Genomic DNA, 21,347 nt, shown 5'->3' with positions numbered 1-21,347 from the left:
ATCTGCTACAATAGGCAGATAATCTTTATCCCTCCACATATTGATAAATATTAAAACATTGAGATCCCTTATGAGTTTAAATACGATTCCTGAAATTATTGAAGACATTCGCGCCGGTAAAATGGTCATTTTGATGGATGATGAAGATCGTGAAAACGAAGGTGATATCATCATGGCAGCCACGCATGTCCGTCCTGAAGATATTAACTTTATGATCACCCATGCCCGTGGCTTGGTGTGTCTAACCTTGTCACAAGCGCGCTGCCAACAGCTCGCATTGCCACTGATGTCAGATCGTAACGAAGCAAAATTCAGTACCAACTTTACCGTTTCTATCGAAGCGGCTGAAGGTGTCACTACTGGTATTTCTGCAGCAGATCGTGCACGTACCATCCAAGCAGCAGTGTCATCAGCGGCGAAGCCAGAAGACATCGTCCAACCTGGGCATATCTTCCCAATCATGGCACAAAATGGTGGTGTATTACACCGTGCCGGACATACCGAAGCTGGCTGTGATCTGGCGCGCCTCGCAGGACTTGAACCTGCAGCCGTCATTGTAGAAATCATTAATGCTGATGGTACGATGGCACGCCGTGATGACCTTGAGGTATTCGCCAAAGAACACGATATCAAAATCGGCACCATTGCCGATCTTATCAACTATCGCATCGCTAATGAGCAAACAGTAGAAGAGATTGAGTCGCATCCATTTGAGACTGAATACGGGACGTTTACTTTGCATCGTTTCCGTGAATTCGGTGCTGATGAGACCCATTTGGCTTTAGTCAAAGGCGATGTTAGCGAAGGCGTCAGTACGGTACGTGTACATGGTTTTCACCCACTACGCGATTTATTTGCAGCCAAAAACGATACCACAGGGCGCGGTGGCTGGAGCGTCCAATCTGCTTTAGAAGAAATCAGTGCTTCAGAGCGTGGCGTCTTGGTTTGGATTGGCAGTCATCAACCTGTGGATTTAGGGGATGCACTAGATAAAGCATCTGAAAACCAGTCGATCTCGACCATCGCTCAGCAGCCTTATCGTAGTATTGGTGTTGGCGCGCAGATTTTGCGTCATCTGGGTGTGCGCGATATGCGTCTTTTGTCTTCACCGATGAAATTCTATGCGTTATCAGGGTTTGAGTTGAATGTCATTGACTTTATTCAAGCACCCAAGCAAGATTTGCATCAAGAGGGTCAAGAGTAAATCTACTTAGATTATATAGTTTAAATAAGGCACACTAATGAGATTGATTAGTGTGCCTTATTATTTTTTATCTTACTATCGGCTTACAAACTAAAAAGGATGAGCGCTATAATTGAGGGGTATGACCAACCTTTTGTTCGAGCGCTAATAAACGTATACGCTCCTCTTTCGTCCATGGCAGTTTGGTCTTGCCATCACTGTCCAACCGGACAATCACTGCCTCAGCAGTCGCAACTATAGTTTGCTGCGCACAACTATAATAGCTATATTCCATCACGATGCTGGTGGTACCCAAACGTTGACAGCGTACCCCTAATAGCAAGGTATCTGGATAAAAAACTGGACGTAAATACTGACAGCTTGATTGGGCCAATACCGTCACCATATTGCCATCAAACATCCCTAAGGTCTGCAAATAAGCGATACGCGCCGACTCAGCATAACGATAAAACACGACGTTGTTTAAATGATTAAAAGCATCCATCTCTCCCCAATGTATCGGCTGGGTATGCATGACTGGATAATGGGCCAGATCTGCAGGATAGCTATCGGTTGGCATGTCTGCTGTTAAGCGTGTAGAGTGATTAATGTTATCCATAATTTGCCTTAATTTTTGGTTCCCACATATAAATGTATGAGAGTATCAGCGCTCAAAATGCTTGAGTATACTGACAGTCTCATACTAAAAGTCTATTTGTGCTCAGGCTTATCCAACATTTGAGTAGTCAATAAATGCGTGGGCTTGGGTGTGTTAGCGATTAGCTTATCAAGCCAAGCAATTGCTTCTACAATATCCTCTGGTGACTCCATCGTCATCGGAGTTTTTTGCTGTTCAGTCGTTGGCTTGTTATCCATAAATGATAATTGTGATGAGGTACTAGGTTTCGTTTGCGAGCTAGAAGAGGTATCTTTGACCAAAGTCTGTAACTGCGCCTGTGCTTGGTTTAAGTATTCAATCAGCTGATCTTGCTCGCGCATATTGCTGGCTTGAATGGCTAAATTTAAAACCATAATAACTTCATGACCAGCTAATTGCTGACGAGTTAATGCTACGCTGTTTTTCTGACTGCTGGTACGCACATAACGGTGCAAAAACTCTTGAACATTCTGAATAGCTAAGGTTTGTAGCTGCCAGGGACTAGGCTGCGAGCTTTGGGCTTGTAAACGCTCAATATCCTTAGTCAAGCTTTGTTTAATCACAATAGTCAACGCTGGCGATATCTCGTTACTATCTTGCGACAACTGCCATAGTAGACCCTGTAATAAATCAATTGATCCCTTATAATTGTTGTCTGCTATTAGTCTATCGACTGCCTGTATTTGAATACGTAATAAATCAAGTTGATTTTGTGCTTGGCTGTTTGGCGTTTTACTTGGCTCTGGTAGCGTTCGTTGGCTGATAGCAAATAGACGGTCATCCATCTCATTTAGACGACTAACCATATGCTCATTACTCTGTAGACGTTCATTGATTTGGTTTTGAAAACGTTGCTGAGTAATATATAACCAAGCTAAAGCGATAACCAATAACAAAATAAACAGCCATTGTAAGCGTAATAACAACATACGTGCCTGTTGCTGCTGCTGATTTACCGACAAGTCATTCGCTGTAGAATCTTTAGACTTGGTTGACATAAAGCGGTACCGTTATCGATAGTTTTAGTGACACATAAAAATGAACGCACAAGACAGGTTTACTGTTTTATGGCTAACCACCTGCCCTGCTTAATGGCAGCCGAGATAGTCGTAGGAGACAAATCTTCTACTTGCCAATAGTGTAACTGCTCTGCTGCTACCATGTTGGCTAAGCGCTCACCCAAAACCACATAGTTAAAATCTGTCAGGGTCGGTAATATGATACTTTTTGAGGCGACATCTAAATCTGACTGCGTCTGCTTAACGATGTCTGTCCAATGCTCAAATGCTGTACCACTACTGATAATGACGATAGGCTTAGATACTTGTGCTTGTACAGTCTGCTGCGATTGACTGGTACTTTGATTAGTACTTTGATCAATAAATTGCTTAACCCATCGCTGATAGTTTGCCTTTGCATCGGTAGGTTGGGTACGCTCATACCATGCAATACTGTCAATATGCACACCGCGCGCTTTTAACGTATCGACCAATAACCGTCGTCCTCCCAAACCGCGCCAGATGAGTAGTTTATCACCAGCTTGCAAACGCTCAATCTCAGGCATTGCTAGCATACCTTCATTATTGGCAACCTTCGGCTGTAACACCTGATACTTAAATGGCAACTTAGAATCTTGTAACACAGCCGCTGTCGCCTCTCCTACTGCAATCAGATGACTTGGTGGCTGACTAGGGTAAAGTGTCTTTGATTCTGACAATAGATCATCAGTAGACCTTTCTGTGGTCTTTTTAAGGGCTTGCCAGACTGCTAGTCCTGACGCTGCTGCAGTAGGACTGACGATAACGAGTGCGTCATAACTACCTGACAGCCAGTCTTGCATCAAATCGATATCCGCGTCGCTTACTATTCGCGGCTTTAGTGTGAGCATTGGCATATCGACAACGCTGAAGCCTGCATTTTGCAAATGCGCTGTCAATGGCGCTGCACGTTCTAGCGGACGAGTATTGATGACGACTGTCGATGATAAGTCATTAGTTGACTGAGACAAAAATGCGCGTGACATAGGCCTACCACTGCTTAAAGTATCGTGTAGTTAGATTCAGCTAACATAGATATTAAAAAGTAGATATCAAAATGTAAATATTAAGATCTATATAACTGTATGCTATATACGTGAGCGGTATATAGCATAGCTCATTGCTGCTTATATCAGCAGTACTTATCAGTATTTATGTTTCAGGGTGATAGATCGCTGACAAGATAGCCCCTGCACCGTCAACAAGTAACATTTTAGCGACATCAATACCTAACTGATTTGCTTGATCTTCTTTTTCCGCTTGCGTGCCAGACAATACGATGCGCTTTTCAGCTTTGAGTAATTCACTACCATCTGCTTGCCCAACACGGCCGCGCAACCATAAATGACTGCCGTTATCATCGTTGTCATAAACGGTAGTAGCTTCTGTTGTCTCATCTGTCTGCAATACGGCATAAGCTGCAATCGGAACTTGGCAACCACCTTCTAGATGACGATTTAACGCGCGCTCAGCGATGAGACGAATGCGAGCTTTGTCATCATTTAAGGGGGCGAGTAGCTCTAATACGTTGGTATCGTCTTGACGGCATTCAATGGCTAACGCCCCTTGACCGACGGCTGGCAAACAAGTATCGATAGCCAGCTCCCCGCGGATACGTTCATCAAGCTCAATACGTTGTAAACCGCTGGTCGCCAAAATAATGGCATCATAATCGCCTGCGTCAAGTTTACCTAGGCGTGTGCCAACGTTGCCGCGCAAGGTCTTAATTTGCAAATCTGGACGATAGGCTTTGATTTGACATTGACGACGTAAACTTGCAGTACCGACGATCGCCCCTTGTGGCAACTCATCAATATTATTATAAGTATTGGAGACAAAGGCGTCGGTCGGCGCTTCGCGCTTGCAGTAAACCCCTAATGTCAGTCCTTCAGGTAGCTGCATGGGGACATCTTTTAGTGAGTGCACCGCAATATCCGCCTGCCCATCGTATAAGGCTTGCTCTAACTCTTTGACGAATAAGCCTTTACCGCCTATTTTTGCCAATGGCGTGTCTAATATCTTGTCACCTTTAGTGACGATTTTTAGTAGATTAATTGTCAGCTCTGGATATAGCTTTAACAATCGATCGCGAATATGCTCTGCTTGCCAGAGCGCAAGTGGACTTTGACGGGTAGCAATATTCAAGGTATGTAAATCAGATAGCTGTGTATTACTCATGATAAGCCTTAAAATTGTTAATACTAAGTCTAATGCGCCAGTAAACCTGCTGCTTGCATGCCTTTATTAGGTAAGAATTTTTGTCTGACGCAAAAAAATACCCCTATTTAAGCATAAATAAGGGTATGAAGATATGACTGAGAGATTTTGGTTGTTACTAACTATTTATAAGTAACTGGTTATTCGTGCATAACAGTGAAGACGCATACGTCCTGGTCTTTTCCATAGTCAGCAGTAACGATTACATACTTTGGATTTTCTCTCGTAGCGCTGGCAGATGTCGCCGGCTAACCGATAACGTTTCATCCAGTCCTTTAAAGCGTACTTGATACTGACCTGAATCTACTGTCTCTAAGTAATCCAAAAACCCTAGGTTAATGATCGCATTACGATGGACTCGAAAAAGTCGACTTTCAAACTCTTGCTCAAGCTCTTTTAGCGTCTCATCAATAAGTACTGTGCCTTCTTTATGACGGACTTTGACATACTTTTGATCAGCAGTGAAGTAATAGATATCTTTAAGTTTAATCAGCTCCACACCGCGATGCGTACGCGCTGCGATATGTTCACGAACAGGTCGAGCAGTGGGATCTTCAAGCTTACGAATCTCATTTAACTGAGCGGCATTTAGGTTTTTTGCTTGACTTAAGGCTTCTATTAGTTCGTCTTTATTGGCCGGTTTTAGTAAATAGCCAATGGCATTTGCTTTAAATGCGGCAATGGCATAATGATCGTAGGCAGTAACAAAAATAATAGCGGGCGGGTGTTCAAGCTCATTTAGCGCTTGGGCACAGCGCACCCCATCCATTTCTGGCATACGTATATCGAGCAATATTATATCAGGCTGCTGTACTTTCACTGCCGTTATAGCCTCGGCGCCAGTAGTTGCTTGGGCAACAACTTCGTACCCTGATTCTTGCACGATTCTGACCAAGCGCTCACGAGCAAGTGGCTCATCATCACAAACTACAATCCGCATGTAGACTCCTCTCTTACAGCATAATAATTATACTATTAACTACCTTTAAGATTATATTTGTACAAAAACGTAGTAGCTCAGCATACATAAAACGATTATTTAGTGACTCTATAATTAATTAGTTAGACACCGAGAACTAGCCTCTATATTACTCTCATCAAACAATAAAGCTTGCATAATTTTTAGAGAGTGTTTGTCCTTTATATGTTATTAGAACAGGCAAGGCGACATAGCACTTACGCAGTTTTGGACTTAAAACCTTTCATTATAAGTTAGTTAATGAGTCAAAATGTATTTTACTGATTTATTCTTTAAAGTAAGGTTATACAAGATAAAGAGCAATAAATATGCCATGTTTATATTGGCGGTAGTAATATTTGAATAAAAGGTAGAAAAATGGCACGATTTAAAACAAATGCTAGAAATTGGCTTAGACAATTTACCTTGCATAGCCTATCGTCCACTAAATGCCCACATCATATAAAGGATAGTGGATGACAGTCACTATTCGCTCATTGGTGACATCACTTTGTATGTCCGCACTCTGATCAAAATAAGCCCGAAGGCGCTCAGCTTGAATATGAAAATTTACATGTCGACGTAGGTCATGGACGACCATTAAGGTCTTGCTGGGCAACTGGACAGTAACAGTAATAGTAACCCGGTGCTGTTGCCACTTTATTGTAATATCAATAAAAATAGTTTCAGTCGTCATCTCAACGACATTGAGTAGCATTTTTTCGAGGACGCTTTGCAGAGTTAAGGCCGTAATCACCATATCGTACATGACGTCATCATCAGGAAGATTCCAATTGACGACCAGCTTTTCGCCCAAACGACTCGATTCAATGGCTAAATAATGCTCGCAAAGTGCGACTTCTTCTTCAAAGCTGATCTCGCGCGTCCCATCAAAAGCGGCACGAAACAGGGCTGATACATGATGCAAAAGTTCAGCGGCCTTTGGTGGATTGGACTCAATAAGAGATACCAGACTATTCACTGTATTGAAAAAAAAGTGCGGGGCAATACGAGCTTTTATCAAATCGTTTTGAGCAGTTAATTTATGCTCAAATGACTGCTTTAGAGCAATCAGCTCACGATAACGCCTGATAAAGTACATCATAAACACCAAAGTGAAGCCAACCGTAATCACAATATTGAATAATACGTTTAGAATAAACGCTTTACGCTCATAAACCAGCCAGCCAGTATTGATCATAACCAGCATAACTAAAGTCGCAGACACAGCCGACGTAATCGCAAACAAAAGCAGTATTTTCATACTGACATTGATAGGATTTTCGCGTTTAAAGATAGGCCGTAGGTAATCTATAAGATATAAAGATGGGATGATACTCAAAGTATATTGAACAATTCTGCTCAAAAATTTAACGAAAAACTGAGGCCAAGTGGCTAGGTCGTGACGATCAATCGACGTCACAAATAGCGCCCAAAAAAAGATGTAGAGCATCCATTGCCAAGGCTTCATCATCTCTATAAGCTTGGGCATGAAAAACTCTAAGCGCTCAGCTAGTAAGGCGACCTCATCCTTTGCTATACTTGAGCTCTTATTTTTCTGACTTGTCTTAGACCAATATGAACGCCAATTCTTCAAATTCTAGTAATCCCAAGCAAGATAATAATTCACGTGCCTCTGCTGATTCTAACACAGATGCCTCTTATCCGGACAACCATATGCCAAGTAGCCAACCTGAAAACAGCGCACCAGGACAACAAATGTGGGGTGGACGCTTTAGTGAAGCGACTGATAGCTTCGTTGCAGCATTCACAGCTTCGGTCGGCTTTGACCAGCGCTTTGCACGTCATGATATCGAAGGCTCGATTGCCCATGCAACTATGCTCAAAGAGTGCGATATTTTAACAGCTGACGAAGTCGCAACCATTATTGACGGCTTACAACAAGTCTTACGCGAGATTGAAGCTGGAACGTTTAACTGGTCAATTGCGCTTGAAGACGTGCACATGAATGTTGAGTCGCGCTTGACTAGTATTGTCGGAGCGGTTGGCAAAAAACTACATACGGGACGTAGCCGTAATGATCAGGTTGCAACCGATATACGCTTGTGGCTGCGCGAAGAGACTGACAATGTTATCGCACTGTTAGTACGTCTACAAAGTGGCCTACTTAGCCTAGCTGAACAACATACTGACACGATTATGCCAGGCTTTACTCATTTACAAACGGCGCAGCCAGTAAGCTTTGGTCACCACGTGATGGCATGGTTTGAGATGTTATATCGTGATACCGAGCGCCTGGTCGATACGCGCCGCCGTATCAATCAGATGCCACTTGGTAGTGCTGCCCTCGCTGGTACAACGTTTCCTATTGATCGTACTATTACCGCTGAGTTGTTAGGTTTTGAAGGTATTTGTCAAAACTCATTAGATGCCGTGTCAGATCGTGATTTTGCCATTGAATTTACCTCAAACGCTTCCATCCTAATGATGCATCTATCACGCATGAGTGAAGAGATTATCTTGTGGATGTCGGCACAGTTTAATTTTGTGCAGATACCGGACCGTTTCTGTACCGGTTCATCTATCATGCCGCAAAAGAAAAACCCTGACGTGCCAGAATTAGTGCGCGGTAAAACAGCGCGTGTTTATGGGCAATTAATGACGCTACTTAGTCTGATGAAGAACCAGCCACTTGCCTACAATAAAGACAATCAAGAAGACAAAGAGCCTTTGTTTGATTGCGTCGACACCTTAACTGGTTCGCTACTCGCTTTTGCTGATATGTTGCCCAATATCACCCCTAATATCGAGGCCATGCGTGAAGCGACCATGAAGGGTTATGCCACTGCGACCGACCTAGCAGACTATCTGGTGCGCCGCGGTGTAGCATTTCGTGACGCGCACGAAGTCGTTGGCAATGCCGTTGCGCTAGGTATTAAAGAAGGCGTTGATCTAAGCGACTTATCACTAGCGCAACTGCAACAGTTTAGCGATGCAATCGGTGATGACGTCTTTGACTACTTGACGCTTGAGGGTTCATTGGCTGCTCGTGATCATCTAGGTGGCACTGCACCCAATCAAGTCAAGCAAGCGGTCATTAATGGTCGTGCACGCTTAAAAGCGTTTGCTTAAACGCCTGATCTAAAAAACCGCTTTAGATTGTATATTTAACACTCGCTCCTAATATGCATGAGTTAGGGCGAGTGTTTTTATTTGTCATACCATTGCCAAAATTTATATGAAGCCGGTTTACTGTTACCTTCTATACACCTGATACCCTTGGCTAAACGGTCTAAGACCGCTATCATAGATAGATATCAATATTCGACTTAATAAATCAATAATTTACTTAATAAGGAGCGCCCTGTGACTGAGAGTTTTAACCCGCAAGCCAATACCGTTTTTTGTCGCAAATACCAGCAAGAACTGCCAAAGATGCCGCATCCGCCTTTTCCTAATAAAAAAGGTCAAGAGCTACAAGAAACGGTCTCTGATAAAGCATGGAAAGAGTGGCTTGAACAGCAGACGATGCTGATCAATGAGAACCACCTAAGTATGTTGGACCCTCAAGCTAAGAAATTCTTAACTGAGCAACGTGAGAAGTTTTTAGACAACGAAGATTATGAGCGTGCACAAGGCTGGACACCAGAGACTTAAAACCTAAACCGATAAAGCTAATATTGGCACGCTTGGTAAATAACTATAATTTGTTATAGAAGTTTGCTAGTATAAAGCTGATTTACAACACTGACAGACTCGGGGTGCGGTGTACGAATGGTTGACTGCCTTTGTACATTCGCTGAGAGATCACCCGCCGAACCTGATGCGGTTAGTACCGACGCAGGGAAGTCTTAAGCTTTAGTTATACCTAACTAAAGGGCGCGCAGAAATGCCTTTTTGTTACCGTCATTATTTTTACTCATTAAATTTTAGAGTGACGGTCAATACTAAGTTGCGTTCACTGATTTTTAAAATTATCTTTGACTAGTTTTAGTAGGAGATGGTTTTATTCAATCAAAAGTATAGGGATAATTAATGCTTACCCCGCAGCTACTGGCGGTGTTGATTTTATTCAAAAACCAACACGCTAGGACAGCATATGACAACCTCAACCGTACCCCCAAAAATCCAGCAAAACGCCTCTAATAAAAAAGCAGACGCGTTAAAAACGCCTGCGCATCGTAACCAAAAAGATGTCCGTTTTGAAGAAGACGCGCGCGACTTACACCGCATTCTCCCTGCCTCCAAAAAAGTCTATATCGAAGGCTCAAGACCCGATATCCAAGTGCCAATGCGCAAGATCACGCTTGACCCCACGCCTATTCAGGGTGTTGATGAGTCCAACTGGGAGCAAAACCCGCCGTTTTATGTCTATGACACCTCAGGCGTCTATACCGACCCCAACGTCGATATAGACCTGACCCGTGGCTTGCCAAAACTGCGCGAGGGCTGGATAGCGGAGCGCAGTGATACCGAACAGCTAGACGGTCTATCTAGTTCATATGGTCTTGCCCGTGCTCGTGATATCACCACAGCCAATCTACGTTTTGCCCATATCGACAAGCCACGCCGCGCGTTAGTAGGAAAGAATGTCACGCAAATGCATTATGCACGTCGCGGTATCATTACCCCAGAAATGGAATATATCGCTATTCGCGAGACGCAAAAGCAGCATGAGATGACTGATATGCGCCAACACGATGGCGAGAGCTTCGGTGCCAATACCCCGAAAGTTATCACGCCTGAGTTTGTTCGTAGCGAGGTCGCGGCAGGTCGCGCGATTATCCCAAATAATATCAATCACCCTGAGTCCGAGCCGATGATTATCGGGCGCAATTTCTTAGTGAAAATTAACGCCAATATTGGTAACTCAGCGCTTGGCTCCTCTATCGATGAAGAAGTATCGAAGATGACGTGGGCGACGCGCTGGGGCGCAGATACCATTATGGATTTGTCGACAGGCAATCATATCCATGAGACTCGTGAATGGTTAATTCGCAACTCGCCTGTGCCCATCGGTACGGTACCAATTTATCAAGCATTAGAAAAAGTCGACGGCATCGCCGAAGACCTGACGTGGGAGATATTCCGCGATACGCTGATTGAGCAAGCCGAACAAGGCGTTGATTACTTCACCATTCACGCAGGCGTGCTGCTGCGCTATGTACCATTGACTGCCAATCGCTTAACAGGCATCGTTTCTCGTGGCGGCTCAATCATGGCGCAGTGGTGCCTTGCCCATCATGAAGAGAGCTTTTTATACACGCATTTTGAAGATATCTGCGAAATCATGAAACAGTACGATGTGGCATTTAGCTTAGGCGATGGTCTGCGTCCCGGCTGTTTGCAAGATGCCAATGACGAAGCGCAATTTGGCGAGCTACGTACGCTTGGTGAGCTGACGCAAGTCGCTTGGAAGCACGATGTACAGGTGATGATTGAAGGGCCTGGACACGTGGCGATGAACCGTATTAAAGAAAACATGGACTTGCAGCTTGAGCTATGTGCAGATGCGCCTTTTTATACTTTAGGACCGTTAACGACTGATATTGCTCCTGGTTATGACCATATTACTAGTGCCATTGGTGCAGCCATGATTGGCTGGTTTGGCACGGCGATGCTTTGTTATGTCACGCCCAAGGAACATCTCGGTTTGCCAAATAAAAAGGATGTCAAGGACGGTATCATCACTTATAAAATTGCCGCTCACGCTGCTGATCTCGCTAAAGGGCATCCAGGGGCACAAGCACGTGATAATGCATTATCCAAAGCGCGCTTTGAGTTCCGCTGGGATGATCAGTTTAATCTAGCACTCGACCCTGATACTGCACGAGAATACCACGACGAAACGCTGCCAAAAGACGCACATAAATCAGCACACTTTTGCTCAATGTGTGGCCCCAAGTTCTGCTCAATGAAAATCACCCAAAACGTGCGCGAGTACGCCAAGGGTTTGGATGTTAAAGAAGATCTGGGCGCAGACGCTATGAGCGCAGCAGAGATTGAGCAGGGCATGGCGCAAATGACTGAAAAATACCATAGCGAGGGACGTCAGCTGTATAAAGAATTGTGATAGTCAGAATTAACTTTTGTCCCACAAAAAAGCGCTACTAATCAGTAGCGCTTTTTTTGATAGCTAATTTCTTAGTAAAAGACCCGCTTAAACCTTTGACGCTTTATAAATCTCGTCAATAGAGGCATTAATGGTATCGGCAAACTCTTTATCGCTTTGCTGCTTACTCAACCCTTCAGTAAAGGCACGTGAGAAACTGGCAATCATACCTGGATTTTTCTTGAGCTTTTCACAAGCATCGCTACGACTATAACCGCCAGATAATGCAACGACTCTTAACACTTTTGGATGATCGATCAGCTCTTGGTAAAAACCCTCTTCTTCAGGCAATGTCAGTTTGAGCATCACTTGGTGATCATCGTTTAAACGCACAAGATTACGTAAAATATCAGCTTTCAGTAGTAACTCGCAATCATGCTTATTAGCACTATCAATATTTACTTCTGGCTCAACAATTGGCATAAAGCCTTTAGAAATAATTTGCTTTGCAACGTCAAACTGCTGCTGGACAACCAGTTCAATACCATCAGCGCTTGGTTCATAAATAACTGAACGCATTTTGGTACCAAACACTGGATAGTTTTGGGCTTTATCTAACAACGTTTCCAAATTAGGAATTGGACGCATCACTTGTACGCCACTCATTTGTTCTGCCAAGCCTTTATCGACTTTTAAAAACGGTACAATGTTTTTGTCTTCCCACAGATAGTTGGCTGTTGGCTTACCATTAACTTCGCGATCCATCGTATCTTCAAACAAAATTGCTCCAAGAACACGTTCATTATCAAAGCAGTCGCAAGTCATGATCCGAGCACGCATCTCATGTACAAGGTCAAACATAGCCTCGTCATTGTCATACGCATCACCAGTGACACCATAGTTCTCGAGAGCCTTAGGAGTACTACCACCACTTTGATCAAGTGCTGCGATAAACCCTGAACCTTCTTTTATTCGTTGTAATTGCTTTTGATATTCCATTAACGATACATCCTCTAATGATTAATAAGGGTAAATGTTTACTTTGCTAGATTGGGCGGTATACGACAACTTGCATATGTTTCAACTATAAGCAACCTTAACATAGGACGTGCTATGTGCCTATATTCGATAAGTTAACAATCAATGTATTTTGAGAACAGTTGTTGATTTTGTGTATGGTAATATTATGTTTTATTATATATATTGAATTGAGAATATACAAACCTAACCTACTGTTCACCTACAAAATTCCATCATCATAGAAATTGCCAATAAATTTTGCATTATTTGTTATATGACTGACTTCACAAATGTAATGTCTTTAAGCTAAGAATAGAACGGCAACGCAGCTTACTGCTAACAACAATCCTAGCATGTTGATACGATTGAGTGACTCCTTGAACACACCTACCCCAATAATAGTTGCTACTGCAATGACTCCAACATTCATACCAGTAAATACAATACTTGGCGAGTCAGACAACATTTGATGCGCACGCACATAAGCATAGATATTACCCATATTCAGCGCACCGAGCAGTAATCCTGCGACAAGGGCATTACCTTGCCAGCGCACGCGAGTGATAAGTAAATATACAAATAATAATACCCCTGCTAGACCAAAACTGACAAACAAAGTCAGAGGAAATGCCGTCCCTTGTTTAGCAACTTGTTTGAATAAAATATCAATAACGCCATAACCTGCCCACACGCCAAAAAGCCATAAAGGTGTTCTTAGCGCAGAGTGTTTATGAGTCATCTGATTCGTTTTGTTATTGCTACTCACATTAGAGTTATTGGTTTGTTTTGGGCGATAAATCAGTGCGCCAAGTGCTAAAAACCCTAACGCTAGCCCCAATATACGGGTGCCAGTCAACACTTCGCCAAATAATAGAAAAGCGGCAATGATAGGTATAATCAATGATAAACGTTGAGCAGCATCGGTTGCCACCATTCCGACGGCTTCGATGGCTCGTCCTAGAACCACAAATACTGTAGGTAGCAGTATGCCAAGCGCAATAATGATACCCCATGCACTGCCAAGCGTATTAATACTACTCACTTCTGGCTTTAGTAATAGCCAAGTAAGCAAAAAAGCGACTGGATAACCGGCGACGATCGTTTGACGGATATCTATGTTTTTTTGTCGTAGTACTTTGAGTAGAACAGAAACAGCGACACTACAAAGCACCGCAATCGTTAAATACATCATCAACTTCTACCTTATTGAGTCGCAATTTTGCGTATTTTTCATTCTTTGACCAGTGCGAAAAATCTTGGCACAGTTGTTTTCAATGCTTCATACTTGACTAAGTTAGGTTGTCGAATACTACAAAGCAGTGAAAGGTAACAAAATACTTTTTGTACAGCAATTTATTTATAGTAGTTTTTATCAACTAGCGCCAAACATGTCCTGCTGCGTTCAAATTACAATTAGCATGCAGGGGTAAGCGCGAAGTTTTGCTAAAATAGCACACAATCCTAACAACACAAGTAATTGTCCAAGATAGTGTCTAATACCACTTATCTTGGGCGTATCGTCATTGCCTATGAATGCTCTATTTCGTTTTTTTGAAAACCGTCTTTCTGCCTTTCCTGATACGCCTATGCCATTGCCCTCACCTACTGATGGGCTATTAAAGTTTTTGTGGGCATGTACTAAAGGCCTGCGCGGATGGCTGTTGCTTTTTATGGTTTTGTCCGCCGGTATTGGTGTTTATGAGGCAATGCTATTTGCTTGGATTGGCAACATAGTCGATTGGCTTGGTATCTATACCCCGCAAAATCTATGGGCAGAAAAAGGCGACCTATTACTCCTCATGCTTGCAGTGTTGATATTAAGTCCGTTATGGATTGCCTTGTCGTCTTTTATACATTTTCAGACTTTGCAAGGCGTGTTTCCCATGCAAATGCGCTGGCGTTTTCATCAGCGCATGTTAGGTCAGTCCATGCAGTTTTATCAAGACGAATTCTCTGGTCGAGTCTCAGCAAAAGTGATGCAAACGGCACTGGCAGTACGTGATACTGTTATGACTGTCACTGACATGTTTACCTACGTGACTGTATACTTTATTACTTCTGGTATTATTCTATTCAATCTTGATAGCTTATTACTAACCCCTTTTGTTATCTGGTTTGTCTTAGTGGGCCTCACCATTTGGTTTTTTATTCCACGGTTAAAACGCACTGCTATTGTGCAAGCGGATGCCCGCGCTTTGATGGTCGGGCGTATTACCGATGCCTATGCCAATATTATGACGGTCAAGCTGTTTAGTCACTCACGCCGTGAGTTGGGTTACGCCAAAAACGCTATGGGACAGTTTTTGGGAACGGTACATGCCCAGATGCGCTGGGTCAGCTATCTTGAAGTATCAACGCATCTGATTAGTGTCATCTTAGTGAGCAGTACTGCTGGGATAGGATTATATTTATGGCAGCAAGGTGCAGTAGGCGTTGGCGCTATTGCCGCAGCGACTGCTATGGCGCTACGCCTTAATGGTCTCACTCGTTGGATTATGTGGCAGACGGCTACCTTGTTTGAGAGTATCGGTACTGTACAAGATGGCATGCGGACTTTATCAGCGCCTCAGACCATCATTGATATGCCTAATGCTTCTGCGTTAAAAGTTACTGATGGACATATCGTATTCGACAACGTTGACTTTAGTTATGAAGATGAGAATACTGAAAATGTAATGGCTAGTGAGTCTGGTGATAGCAGCCCTACTCTTACATCTGCACCAATCAAACTACTTGATAGCTTTTATTTAGATATCAAACCCGGTGAGAAGATTGGTTTGGTGGGACGCTCAGGTGCTGGTAAGTCAACCTTGGTTAATTTGCTCTTACGCTTTTTTGATGTCGATAGCGGTAAGATTTACATCGATGGACAAGCAATTGACGAAGTCACGCAAGAGTCATTGCGTCAGCAGATTGGTATGGTCACTCAGGATACCTCACTCCTGCATCGTACTGTTCGTGAAAACATCGCTTACGGTCGTCCTGATGCCACGGATGAAGAGATTATTTTTGCGACCAAGCAAGCTCAAGCTTGGGACTTTATCAAAGACTTATATGATGACAAAGGCAATACCGGTCTTGATACCCAAGTTGGTGAGCGCGGCGTCAAACTCTCTGGCGGACAACGTCAGCGTATTGCCATATCACGTGTCATGTTAAAAAACGCTCCTATTTTGCTTTTAGATGAGGCAACCAGTGCGCTTGATTCTGAGATTGAATTTGCCATTACCGAAAGCTTAAATGACATTATGACTGGTAAAACCGTTATTGCTATCGCGCATCGTCTATCAACGATTGCTGCACTAGATAGATTGGTCGTTATGGATAAAGGACAGATTATCGAACAAGGTAGCCATGACGAATTGTTAGCACTAAAAGGTGTCTATGCTGGATTATGGCAGCGTCAAAGCGGTGGTTTTTTGGGTGAAGACAACTAATCTTCATCCAAAAATAATAAAAAGGGAAGCCTTAACATGGAAGCATTTACAAATAGTATCGATATCAGCGGCAAACAAGCACGTTATTACGACCTCCATCAGCTCAATAGCTCAGAGAAAACCATGACGCAAAAACGTCCACCTGCCCATTTTTATGGTGGCAACAGCTTTACGGTTGGTACTTACTCCCCGCTACTAACCGAACTTGCAGATAACTTCGATATCATCTCGCTGGCGCTGCGTGGCTATTGGTATGATAAGCCTAAAGCTCGGTGCCTAACTCGTGAGCAAGATGCCGATATGCTTATTGAGTTTTTGGATAAGACTCAAGACAAGCCTATTATCGGTATTGGACACTCCCAAGGAGCGACTGCAACGGCGATGGCAGCAGCTAAGCGTCCTGATCTATTCTCGCAGCTGTATCTTATTGAGCCGGTCACCTTTACCAAAAAACAAACCGCATTATATAACCTACTCCCACGTGCTTTTATGCTTAGCCGTGAACCGTTTAAGAGCACCCTGACCAAGCAAACCAGATGGTCAAGTATCAATGATTACTACGAGCATCTGCGCAAGCAACGCGCGTACAGACGTATCAGTGATGAACATTTGCTAGTATTCGCTGAGCAAAGCCTCGCTGCTAATACTGACGGCAGCTACTCTTTAATCTTCGATCCAGAACAAGAGCTTGCCAACTATTTTGGTACGCCGCATATTGATAGTGCTCTTAAAAAACTACGCTGTCCTTATACACTGGTCACAGGCAAGCCCACTTTATTTATTAACCATAAAGTCCGTAAACAATGGCAAAAATTCGTACCTGACAACAGCCTAATATCACTGTCTGAATATGGGCATTTGTTACCGATGGAAGCGCCTGAATTATGTGCGCAGATCATAAATGAGCACTATAGAGACAATAGATAAACCAAACGATGACTGACCTTTTTGCACCATTACCGACTGATAATCTATTGCCTTATGATGGCAAGGTAAACGATTTGGGGGTTATTATTGATAATCCTAATAGCCTCTACGACATTCTCTTAGCTGAGCTTCTTTGGCATTCGGACGTCGTGACTTTATTTGGTAAAACTCATGTCACTACACGTCAAATTGTTTGGATGGGTAATGACAATACCAGCTATCACTATTCAGGACATAGGCGCCAAAGTGTACCATGGTCAAAATCTGTGTTTCATGTGAAACAACGTATCGAAAAACAGTTAGCAGATATAGGAATCGAAGTTGATTTCAATTCCTGCTTACTGAACTACTACCCTTCAGGCGCTGACGGTATGGGCTATCATGCAGACGATGAAAAGGAGCTCGGCGTACAGCCAGTTATCGCGTCTTTATCACTGGGTGCCACGCGCAAATTTGTCTTAAAGCACAAAAAAACTCAAGATAAAGTCGAACTTTATCTTGAGTCAGGTCAGCTTATTGTCATGCATGGTGATACCCAAACGTTTTGGAAGCATACCATTACTAAGTCTAAGACCGTTGCCGATGGACGAATCAGCCTGACCTTTCGGCAAATAGCATTTAGTTAATCAAATCAAGTTTAGCTAACTTTTAAAACAATTTTGCCAAAGGTATCACCTTTTTGTAGCTCACGATGCGCAGCGACAACTTCAGATAGCGGATAAGTCTGCTGAATTTGTAATTTCAACTTTCCATCTCCTACTTTATGTAAGACCTGACTCATAACCTCTCCACTACGTTGAGCCTTAAAGCCTGCCACATTTAGGTTGTCCTGGCTACCCGCCTCTTGAAGTTTGTCAACCCAAATAGTAGGTAATACATTGACGCGTCCGCCAGATTTAAGCACATCAAGCGCACGTACGCCAGCATCATCACCGACTAAGTCCAGTAGCACATCAGCTTGTAGATCAGGAAATGCATCTTCTTTAGTATAGTCAATCCAGCCTGCAAGCTTGCTCTTATCTACGAGAGTATCGAGCTTGCTATATTTTTCTGGTGAGCAGATAACAGTGACTTTGATGTCATCTTGATTGACCTTTTCCATCAGTAACTGAATAAGTAGATGACCAACACCGCCTGCTGGGGCATTGATGACGACATGCTCGCCTTTTTTAATATCAGCAAACTCTACAAACTGTAGCGCTGTTTGTCCGATACAAGGCAATGCCCCTGCTTGCTCTAGCGTTACCGACTCTGGTACTTTGGCAAGTAGATTGGCATCAACTGCAACGTACTCAGCATAACAGCCACCATCAAAAGTCAGAGCTGCAACTTGTTCACCGACTGTGAATTGCTCGTTATTACTTTTAACTACAACGCCAGCCACATCAAAACCCAAAATGGCAGGTTTACCGTGCTCAAACTTATTGTTGCGTATGTTTTCTGCACCCCAACCCTTACCTTGGCGAGTTTTATAATCGACAGGATTGATACCTGCATATGCTACTTTTACCAAAACTTGGTCATCGCTCAAGTCAGGGATAGCGACACCATCTTGATAGTGCATGACATCGGGCTCCCCAAACTCACGAATAAGAACGGCATGTTGAGTCGTTGGTAAGGGATTATTAGAAATGGTAGACATAATTATATATCCTTATATTTTATGTAGTTATGGTTGTTTGTCTCATTAGTATATAGATTGAAAACCCACACTATAGCAGAGCGAGTTCAGCACTGATAGGTAAATGATCTGAGAGCTTAGACCATGGTTTGCCATTATGTACCCAAGCACTTTTTATAGAAAGATTGCGAACATAAATACGATCTAAGCTGAGTACCGGCAGCTTTGCTGGGAAGGTCGGTAACAGCTTACCATGACAGTGCCTAAAGGTCTCAGTCATTCCAAGGTCACTGGCTAATGTATCACAAGACAGTTTTTTCCAGTCATTAAAGTCGCCTGCCAAAATTAGCGGTTGATCTGAGGCAATCTCATTGCGTACATAGTCACTAATTGCCTGATATTGTTTGATACGGTCGCGCTCAAATAAATTAAGATGAGCACATAACACCACTACTGGCTTCCTCCAGCCAGTTGGCTGTACTTCACAGTGCAACACACCGCGTTGCTCTAGCTTATTCACAGTGATATTGACATTGTGCTTGGGATCTAATGGGAATCGACTCAATACCGCATTTCCATGATGACCGTTTTCGTATTCTGAGTTTTTGCCATAGCTATTTTGCAGCTGCAAATACTCACCAAACCATTCATGCTGAGATTGATCAGGGTATTCGTTATAGTGCATGTTGCGCCTCAAGTGTTGACCTTGCACCTCTTGTAAACATAGGACATCAGACCCTACCTCTTCAAGAGCTTGAGCAATTCCTTGCATTTTTACTCGGCGATTAAGTGGCGACATACCTTTATGGATATTATAGCTGGTCACAACAAAAGAGTTTTTATTCATCATAGATTTAGTATTCATAGCATAAGTGTTATAAACAATTATAGGCGTTATCCATACTATAACAACATTAATGATAATTTTAGCTTTATCGTTATTGCATTAGATCGTATTGAGCATTTAACTGCTAGAAGTGGTTTGTGAATGACCAATACACCTAGATGTTTGAAACAGAAAAAAGCATTGGCCCTTATCGAACCAATGCTCTTGTTAGCGATAAACCATCATTATTCAGTTAACTGATTGGATAATCAGTAGCGCGTAACCAAAGCAATTGGCTGGTCTTCGCTCATAATGTCTTGTGGCATAAACACCACTTCACCACCATTATGCATGACATGTTCTATAATCTCACCAACAGCATCATCCGTTACATCGTTTGCAGCAGCGTTGTCTGCCAGCATAAGTGTTTGAGCTTTTTCATCAATCTTAGCTGATTGCATATAGCCACGGCGTACATAAAGCGTCTCGCCTGCTCCTTGGAAGGCACTACGATAAACTTCTTGCAAATCGGTACGTAACATCTCTGCACCGCGCGCTTTATCAATCTCGCCAAGTGCGGCTTCGTGTAACGATGTACGATAGCTCTCTACTGCCTCTTGGACACCATCGATAATATGTTGAGCGCTGCCATCTTCTAGATTGGTAACGTTCGAGACTTTAGCAATGATATTGTCTGGGCGATCACAGACGTCGTTATAATAGCTGATATTGCGTGCATCACCGACCACAACCAGTGGCATTTTGTGCTCGCCCCATAGCTCTTGTACACTTTTATCAACTTGGTTAAAAAACTCTTTTAGATAGTTATCTTCTTTGTTTGCTGAACGATCAGACCCTGCATCACCTGTGGTATATAAACCATTGTTTTCTATAGGAAATGGGATGTTTTCCATATTGTTCTGGCTATCAGAATCATTGTCAAATTCTCTGACAACGCGATCATTAGACGCTTCGATCAAACGCGCCACGTCACGTGTGAGGACCACCGTATAATAATGTACAGCACTTGCCATATCACGGACAAGATCACGAGTTGCAAAACGATCAGATATTACGACGCGCTCTTTGGTATCAAGTGGCATACGAATGATTTGTACATCGTCAGTGCTAGCAAAAATTGCTAACGTATCAAGGTTATAGTTATGGTTGAGATCATCTGTTTTAGCATGAATATTTTCTAAAATAGTAGACGCTGTCTGCTTATCATACTCATTGGTCAAGCGCTCTTCGACTACTTTTAATTGGTTCTTTAGTGCAATAGGATCTTGTTCATTTCCCGGATGCTCACGGTGTGTTTTTACAAATATACTTACTGCAGGATCAGCTTTTGTTTCACGTAAACTCTTGAGGGTCGCTTTCATAAATACTTTTCCTTATGTTGTTGTTATGGATTCCAACTCATAAAATACTCATACAGACTTAATGGCTT

Annotated in this window: 18 protein-coding genes and 1 riboswitch; of the genes, 7 read left to right on the top strand and 11 right to left on the bottom strand. The window is 42.9% G+C overall.

Annotated elements, in window-relative coordinates; translation table 11 throughout:
- Window positions 1-70 precede the first annotated feature (70 nt).
- Window positions 71-1,204: a bifunctional 3,4-dihydroxy-2-butanone-4-phosphate synthase/GTP cyclohydrolase II gene (ribBA, locus tag BTV98_RS07660; protein ID WP_075103324.1), complete on the top strand. Its 1,134-nt coding sequence runs from the start codon at window positions 71-73 to the stop codon at window positions 1,202-1,204.
- A 106-nt stretch (window positions 1,205-1,310) separates the two neighbouring features.
- Here ribBA and BTV98_RS07655 read toward each other — a convergent pair whose 3' ends face one another.
- The 6 genes from BTV98_RS07655 to BTV98_RS07630 form a co-directional block, all read right to left on the bottom strand.
- On the bottom strand, window positions 1,311-1,763 hold the full coding sequence (locus BTV98_RS07655) for a thioesterase family protein (RefSeq protein WP_143505720.1): 453 nt from the start codon (window positions 1,761-1,763) through the stop codon (window positions 1,311-1,313).
- 131 nt (window positions 1,764-1,894) lie between these two features.
- Window positions 1,895-2,839, bottom strand: coding sequence for a hypothetical protein (locus tag BTV98_RS07650; protein WP_058367768.1), 945 nt, complete (start codon window positions 2,837-2,839; stop codon window positions 1,895-1,897).
- Window positions 2,840-2,898: 59 nt separating this feature from the next.
- A complete protein-coding gene (locus BTV98_RS07645; RefSeq protein WP_058367767.1) occupies window positions 2,899-3,864 on the bottom strand; it encodes a uroporphyrinogen-III synthase in 966 nt (321 codons plus the stop codon).
- Between the two features lie 166 nt (window positions 3,865-4,030).
- Entirely contained in the window at window positions 4,031-5,056 is a 1,026-nt protein-coding gene (hemC, locus tag BTV98_RS07640; protein ID WP_058367766.1) for a hydroxymethylbilane synthase, read from the bottom strand.
- Between the two features lie 241 nt (window positions 5,057-5,297).
- Window positions 5,298-6,035, bottom strand: a complete 738-nt coding sequence (locus tag BTV98_RS07635; protein ID WP_058367765.1) for a LytTR family DNA-binding domain-containing protein — start codon at window positions 6,033-6,035, stop codon at window positions 5,298-5,300.
- A gap of 463 nt (window positions 6,036-6,498) precedes the next feature.
- Entirely contained in the window at window positions 6,499-7,545 is a 1,047-nt protein-coding gene (locus tag BTV98_RS07630) for a sensor histidine kinase (RefSeq protein ID WP_227511667.1), read from the bottom strand.
- 227 nt (window positions 7,546-7,772) lie between these two features.
- On the opposite strand from BTV98_RS07630, the gene argH reads away from it, so the two are divergent.
- The 3 genes from argH to thiC all read left to right on the top strand — a co-directional run bounded on the left by argH (window position 7,773) and on the right by thiC (window position 12,087).
- Window positions 7,773-9,146: an argininosuccinate lyase gene (gene argH, locus BTV98_RS07625; protein ID WP_058367770.1), complete on the top strand. Its 1,374-nt coding sequence runs from the start codon at window positions 7,773-7,775 to the stop codon at window positions 9,144-9,146.
- A gap of 234 nt (window positions 9,147-9,380) precedes the next feature.
- The gene (locus tag BTV98_RS07620; protein ID WP_058367763.1) at window positions 9,381-9,671 is read left to right on the top strand and encodes an oxidative damage protection protein; all 291 of its coding nucleotides are present in this window, start codon (window positions 9,381-9,383) and stop codon (window positions 9,669-9,671) included.
- A 90-nt stretch (window positions 9,672-9,761) separates the two neighbouring features.
- A riboswitch (TPP riboswitch) is annotated at window positions 9,762-9,878 on the top strand.
- A gap of 235 nt (window positions 9,879-10,113) precedes the next feature.
- Window positions 10,114-12,087: a phosphomethylpyrimidine synthase ThiC gene (gene thiC, locus BTV98_RS07615; protein WP_143505694.1), complete on the top strand. Its 1,974-nt coding sequence runs from the start codon at window positions 10,114-10,116 to the stop codon at window positions 12,085-12,087.
- Between the two features lie 87 nt (window positions 12,088-12,174).
- Here thiC and BTV98_RS07610 read toward each other — a convergent pair whose 3' ends face one another.
- Window positions 12,175-13,065, bottom strand: a complete 891-nt coding sequence (locus BTV98_RS07610; protein ID WP_058367870.1) for a fructose bisphosphate aldolase — start codon at window positions 13,063-13,065, stop codon at window positions 12,175-12,177.
- Between the two features lie 322 nt (window positions 13,066-13,387).
- On the bottom strand, window positions 13,388-14,278 hold the full coding sequence (locus tag BTV98_RS07605; protein WP_058367869.1) for a hypothetical protein: 891 nt from the start codon (window positions 14,276-14,278) through the stop codon (window positions 13,388-13,390).
- A gap of 337 nt (window positions 14,279-14,615) precedes the next feature.
- On the opposite strand from BTV98_RS07605, the gene BTV98_RS07600 reads away from it, so the two are divergent.
- From BTV98_RS07600 to BTV98_RS07590, 3 genes are read left to right on the top strand one after another with little or no spacing between them, the layout of a single operon-like run.
- Window positions 14,616-16,523: an ABC transporter ATP-binding protein gene (locus BTV98_RS07600; RefSeq protein ID WP_058367868.1), complete on the top strand. Its 1,908-nt coding sequence runs from the start codon at window positions 14,616-14,618 to the stop codon at window positions 16,521-16,523.
- Between the two features lie 36 nt (window positions 16,524-16,559).
- Entirely contained in the window at window positions 16,560-17,450 is an 891-nt protein-coding gene (locus BTV98_RS07595) for an alpha/beta fold hydrolase (RefSeq protein WP_058367867.1), read from the top strand.
- 8 nt (window positions 17,451-17,458) lie between these two features.
- Window positions 17,459-18,076 (top strand): alpha-ketoglutarate-dependent dioxygenase AlkB, encoded by a 618-nt coding sequence (locus BTV98_RS07590; RefSeq protein WP_075103323.1) that lies wholly within the window; start codon window positions 17,459-17,461, stop codon window positions 18,074-18,076.
- Between the two features lie 11 nt (window positions 18,077-18,087).
- Here BTV98_RS07590 and BTV98_RS07585 read toward each other — a convergent pair whose 3' ends face one another.
- The 3 genes from BTV98_RS07585 to BTV98_RS07575 all read right to left on the bottom strand — a co-directional run bounded on the left by BTV98_RS07585 (window position 18,088) and on the right by BTV98_RS07575 (window position 21,279).
- A complete protein-coding gene (locus BTV98_RS07585) occupies window positions 18,088-19,083 on the bottom strand; it encodes an NADP-dependent oxidoreductase (protein ID WP_058367875.1) in 996 nt (331 codons plus the stop codon).
- 79 nt (window positions 19,084-19,162) lie between these two features.
- On the bottom strand, window positions 19,163-19,918 hold the full coding sequence (locus BTV98_RS07580; RefSeq protein ID WP_058367874.1) for an endonuclease/exonuclease/phosphatase family protein: 756 nt from the start codon (window positions 19,916-19,918) through the stop codon (window positions 19,163-19,165).
- A gap of 248 nt (window positions 19,919-20,166) precedes the next feature.
- A complete protein-coding gene (locus BTV98_RS07575; protein ID WP_058367866.1) occupies window positions 20,167-21,279 on the bottom strand; it encodes a hypothetical protein in 1,113 nt (370 codons plus the stop codon).
- Window positions 21,280-21,347: the final 68 nt, after the last annotated feature.

Source organism: Psychrobacter sp. Cmf 22.2 (genome assembly GCF_001921745.1).
Lineage (GTDB): Bacteria > Pseudomonadota > Gammaproteobacteria > Pseudomonadales > Moraxellaceae > Psychrobacter.
The sequence above is the reverse complement of the archived record's forward strand: the minus strand, read 5'-3'. Positions and strand labels throughout refer to the sequence as shown.

Coding starts and splice junctions, on each gene's coding strand:
- ribBA (WP_075103324.1), top strand. CDS start 71: ATGAGTTTAAATACGATTCCTGAAATTATTGAAGACATTCGCGCCGGT.
- BTV98_RS07655 (WP_143505720.1), bottom strand. CDS start 1,763: ATGCCAACCGATAGCTATCCTGCAGATCTGGCCCATTATCCAGTCATG.
- BTV98_RS07650 (WP_058367768.1), bottom strand. CDS start 2,839: ATGTCAACCAAGTCTAAAGATTCTACAGCGAATGACTTGTCGGTAAAT.
- BTV98_RS07645 (WP_058367767.1), bottom strand. CDS start 3,864: ATGTCACGCGCATTTTTGTCTCAGTCAACTAATGACTTATCATCGACA.
- hemC (WP_058367766.1), bottom strand. CDS start 5,056: ATGAGTAATACACAGCTATCTGATTTACATACCTTGAATATTGCTACC.
- BTV98_RS07635 (WP_058367765.1), bottom strand. CDS start 6,035: ATGCGGATTGTAGTTTGTGATGATGAGCCACTTGCTCGTGAGCGCTTG.
- BTV98_RS07630 (WP_227511667.1), bottom strand. CDS start 7,545: ATGCCCAAGCTTATAGAGATGATGAAGCCTTGGCAATGGATGCTCTAC.
- argH (WP_058367770.1), top strand. CDS start 7,773: ATGTGGGGTGGACGCTTTAGTGAAGCGACTGATAGCTTCGTTGCAGCA.
- thiC (WP_143505694.1), top strand. CDS start 10,114: ATGACAACCTCAACCGTACCCCCAAAAATCCAGCAAAACGCCTCTAAT.
- BTV98_RS07610 (WP_058367870.1), bottom strand. CDS start 13,065: ATGGAATATCAAAAGCAATTACAACGAATAAAAGAAGGTTCAGGGTTT.
- BTV98_RS07605 (WP_058367869.1), bottom strand. CDS start 14,278: ATGATGTATTTAACGATTGCGGTGCTTTGTAGTGTCGCTGTTTCTGTT.
- BTV98_RS07600 (WP_058367868.1), top strand. CDS start 14,616: ATGAATGCTCTATTTCGTTTTTTTGAAAACCGTCTTTCTGCCTTTCCT.
- BTV98_RS07595 (WP_058367867.1), top strand. CDS start 16,560: ATGGAAGCATTTACAAATAGTATCGATATCAGCGGCAAACAAGCACGT.
- BTV98_RS07590 (WP_075103323.1), top strand. CDS start 17,459: ATGACTGACCTTTTTGCACCATTACCGACTGATAATCTATTGCCTTAT.
- BTV98_RS07580 (WP_058367874.1), bottom strand. CDS start 19,918: ATGAATAAAAACTCTTTTGTTGTGACCAGCTATAATATCCATAAAGGT.
- BTV98_RS07575 (WP_058367866.1), bottom strand. CDS start 21,279: ATGAAAGCGACCCTCAAGAGTTTACGTGAAACAAAAGCTGATCCTGCA.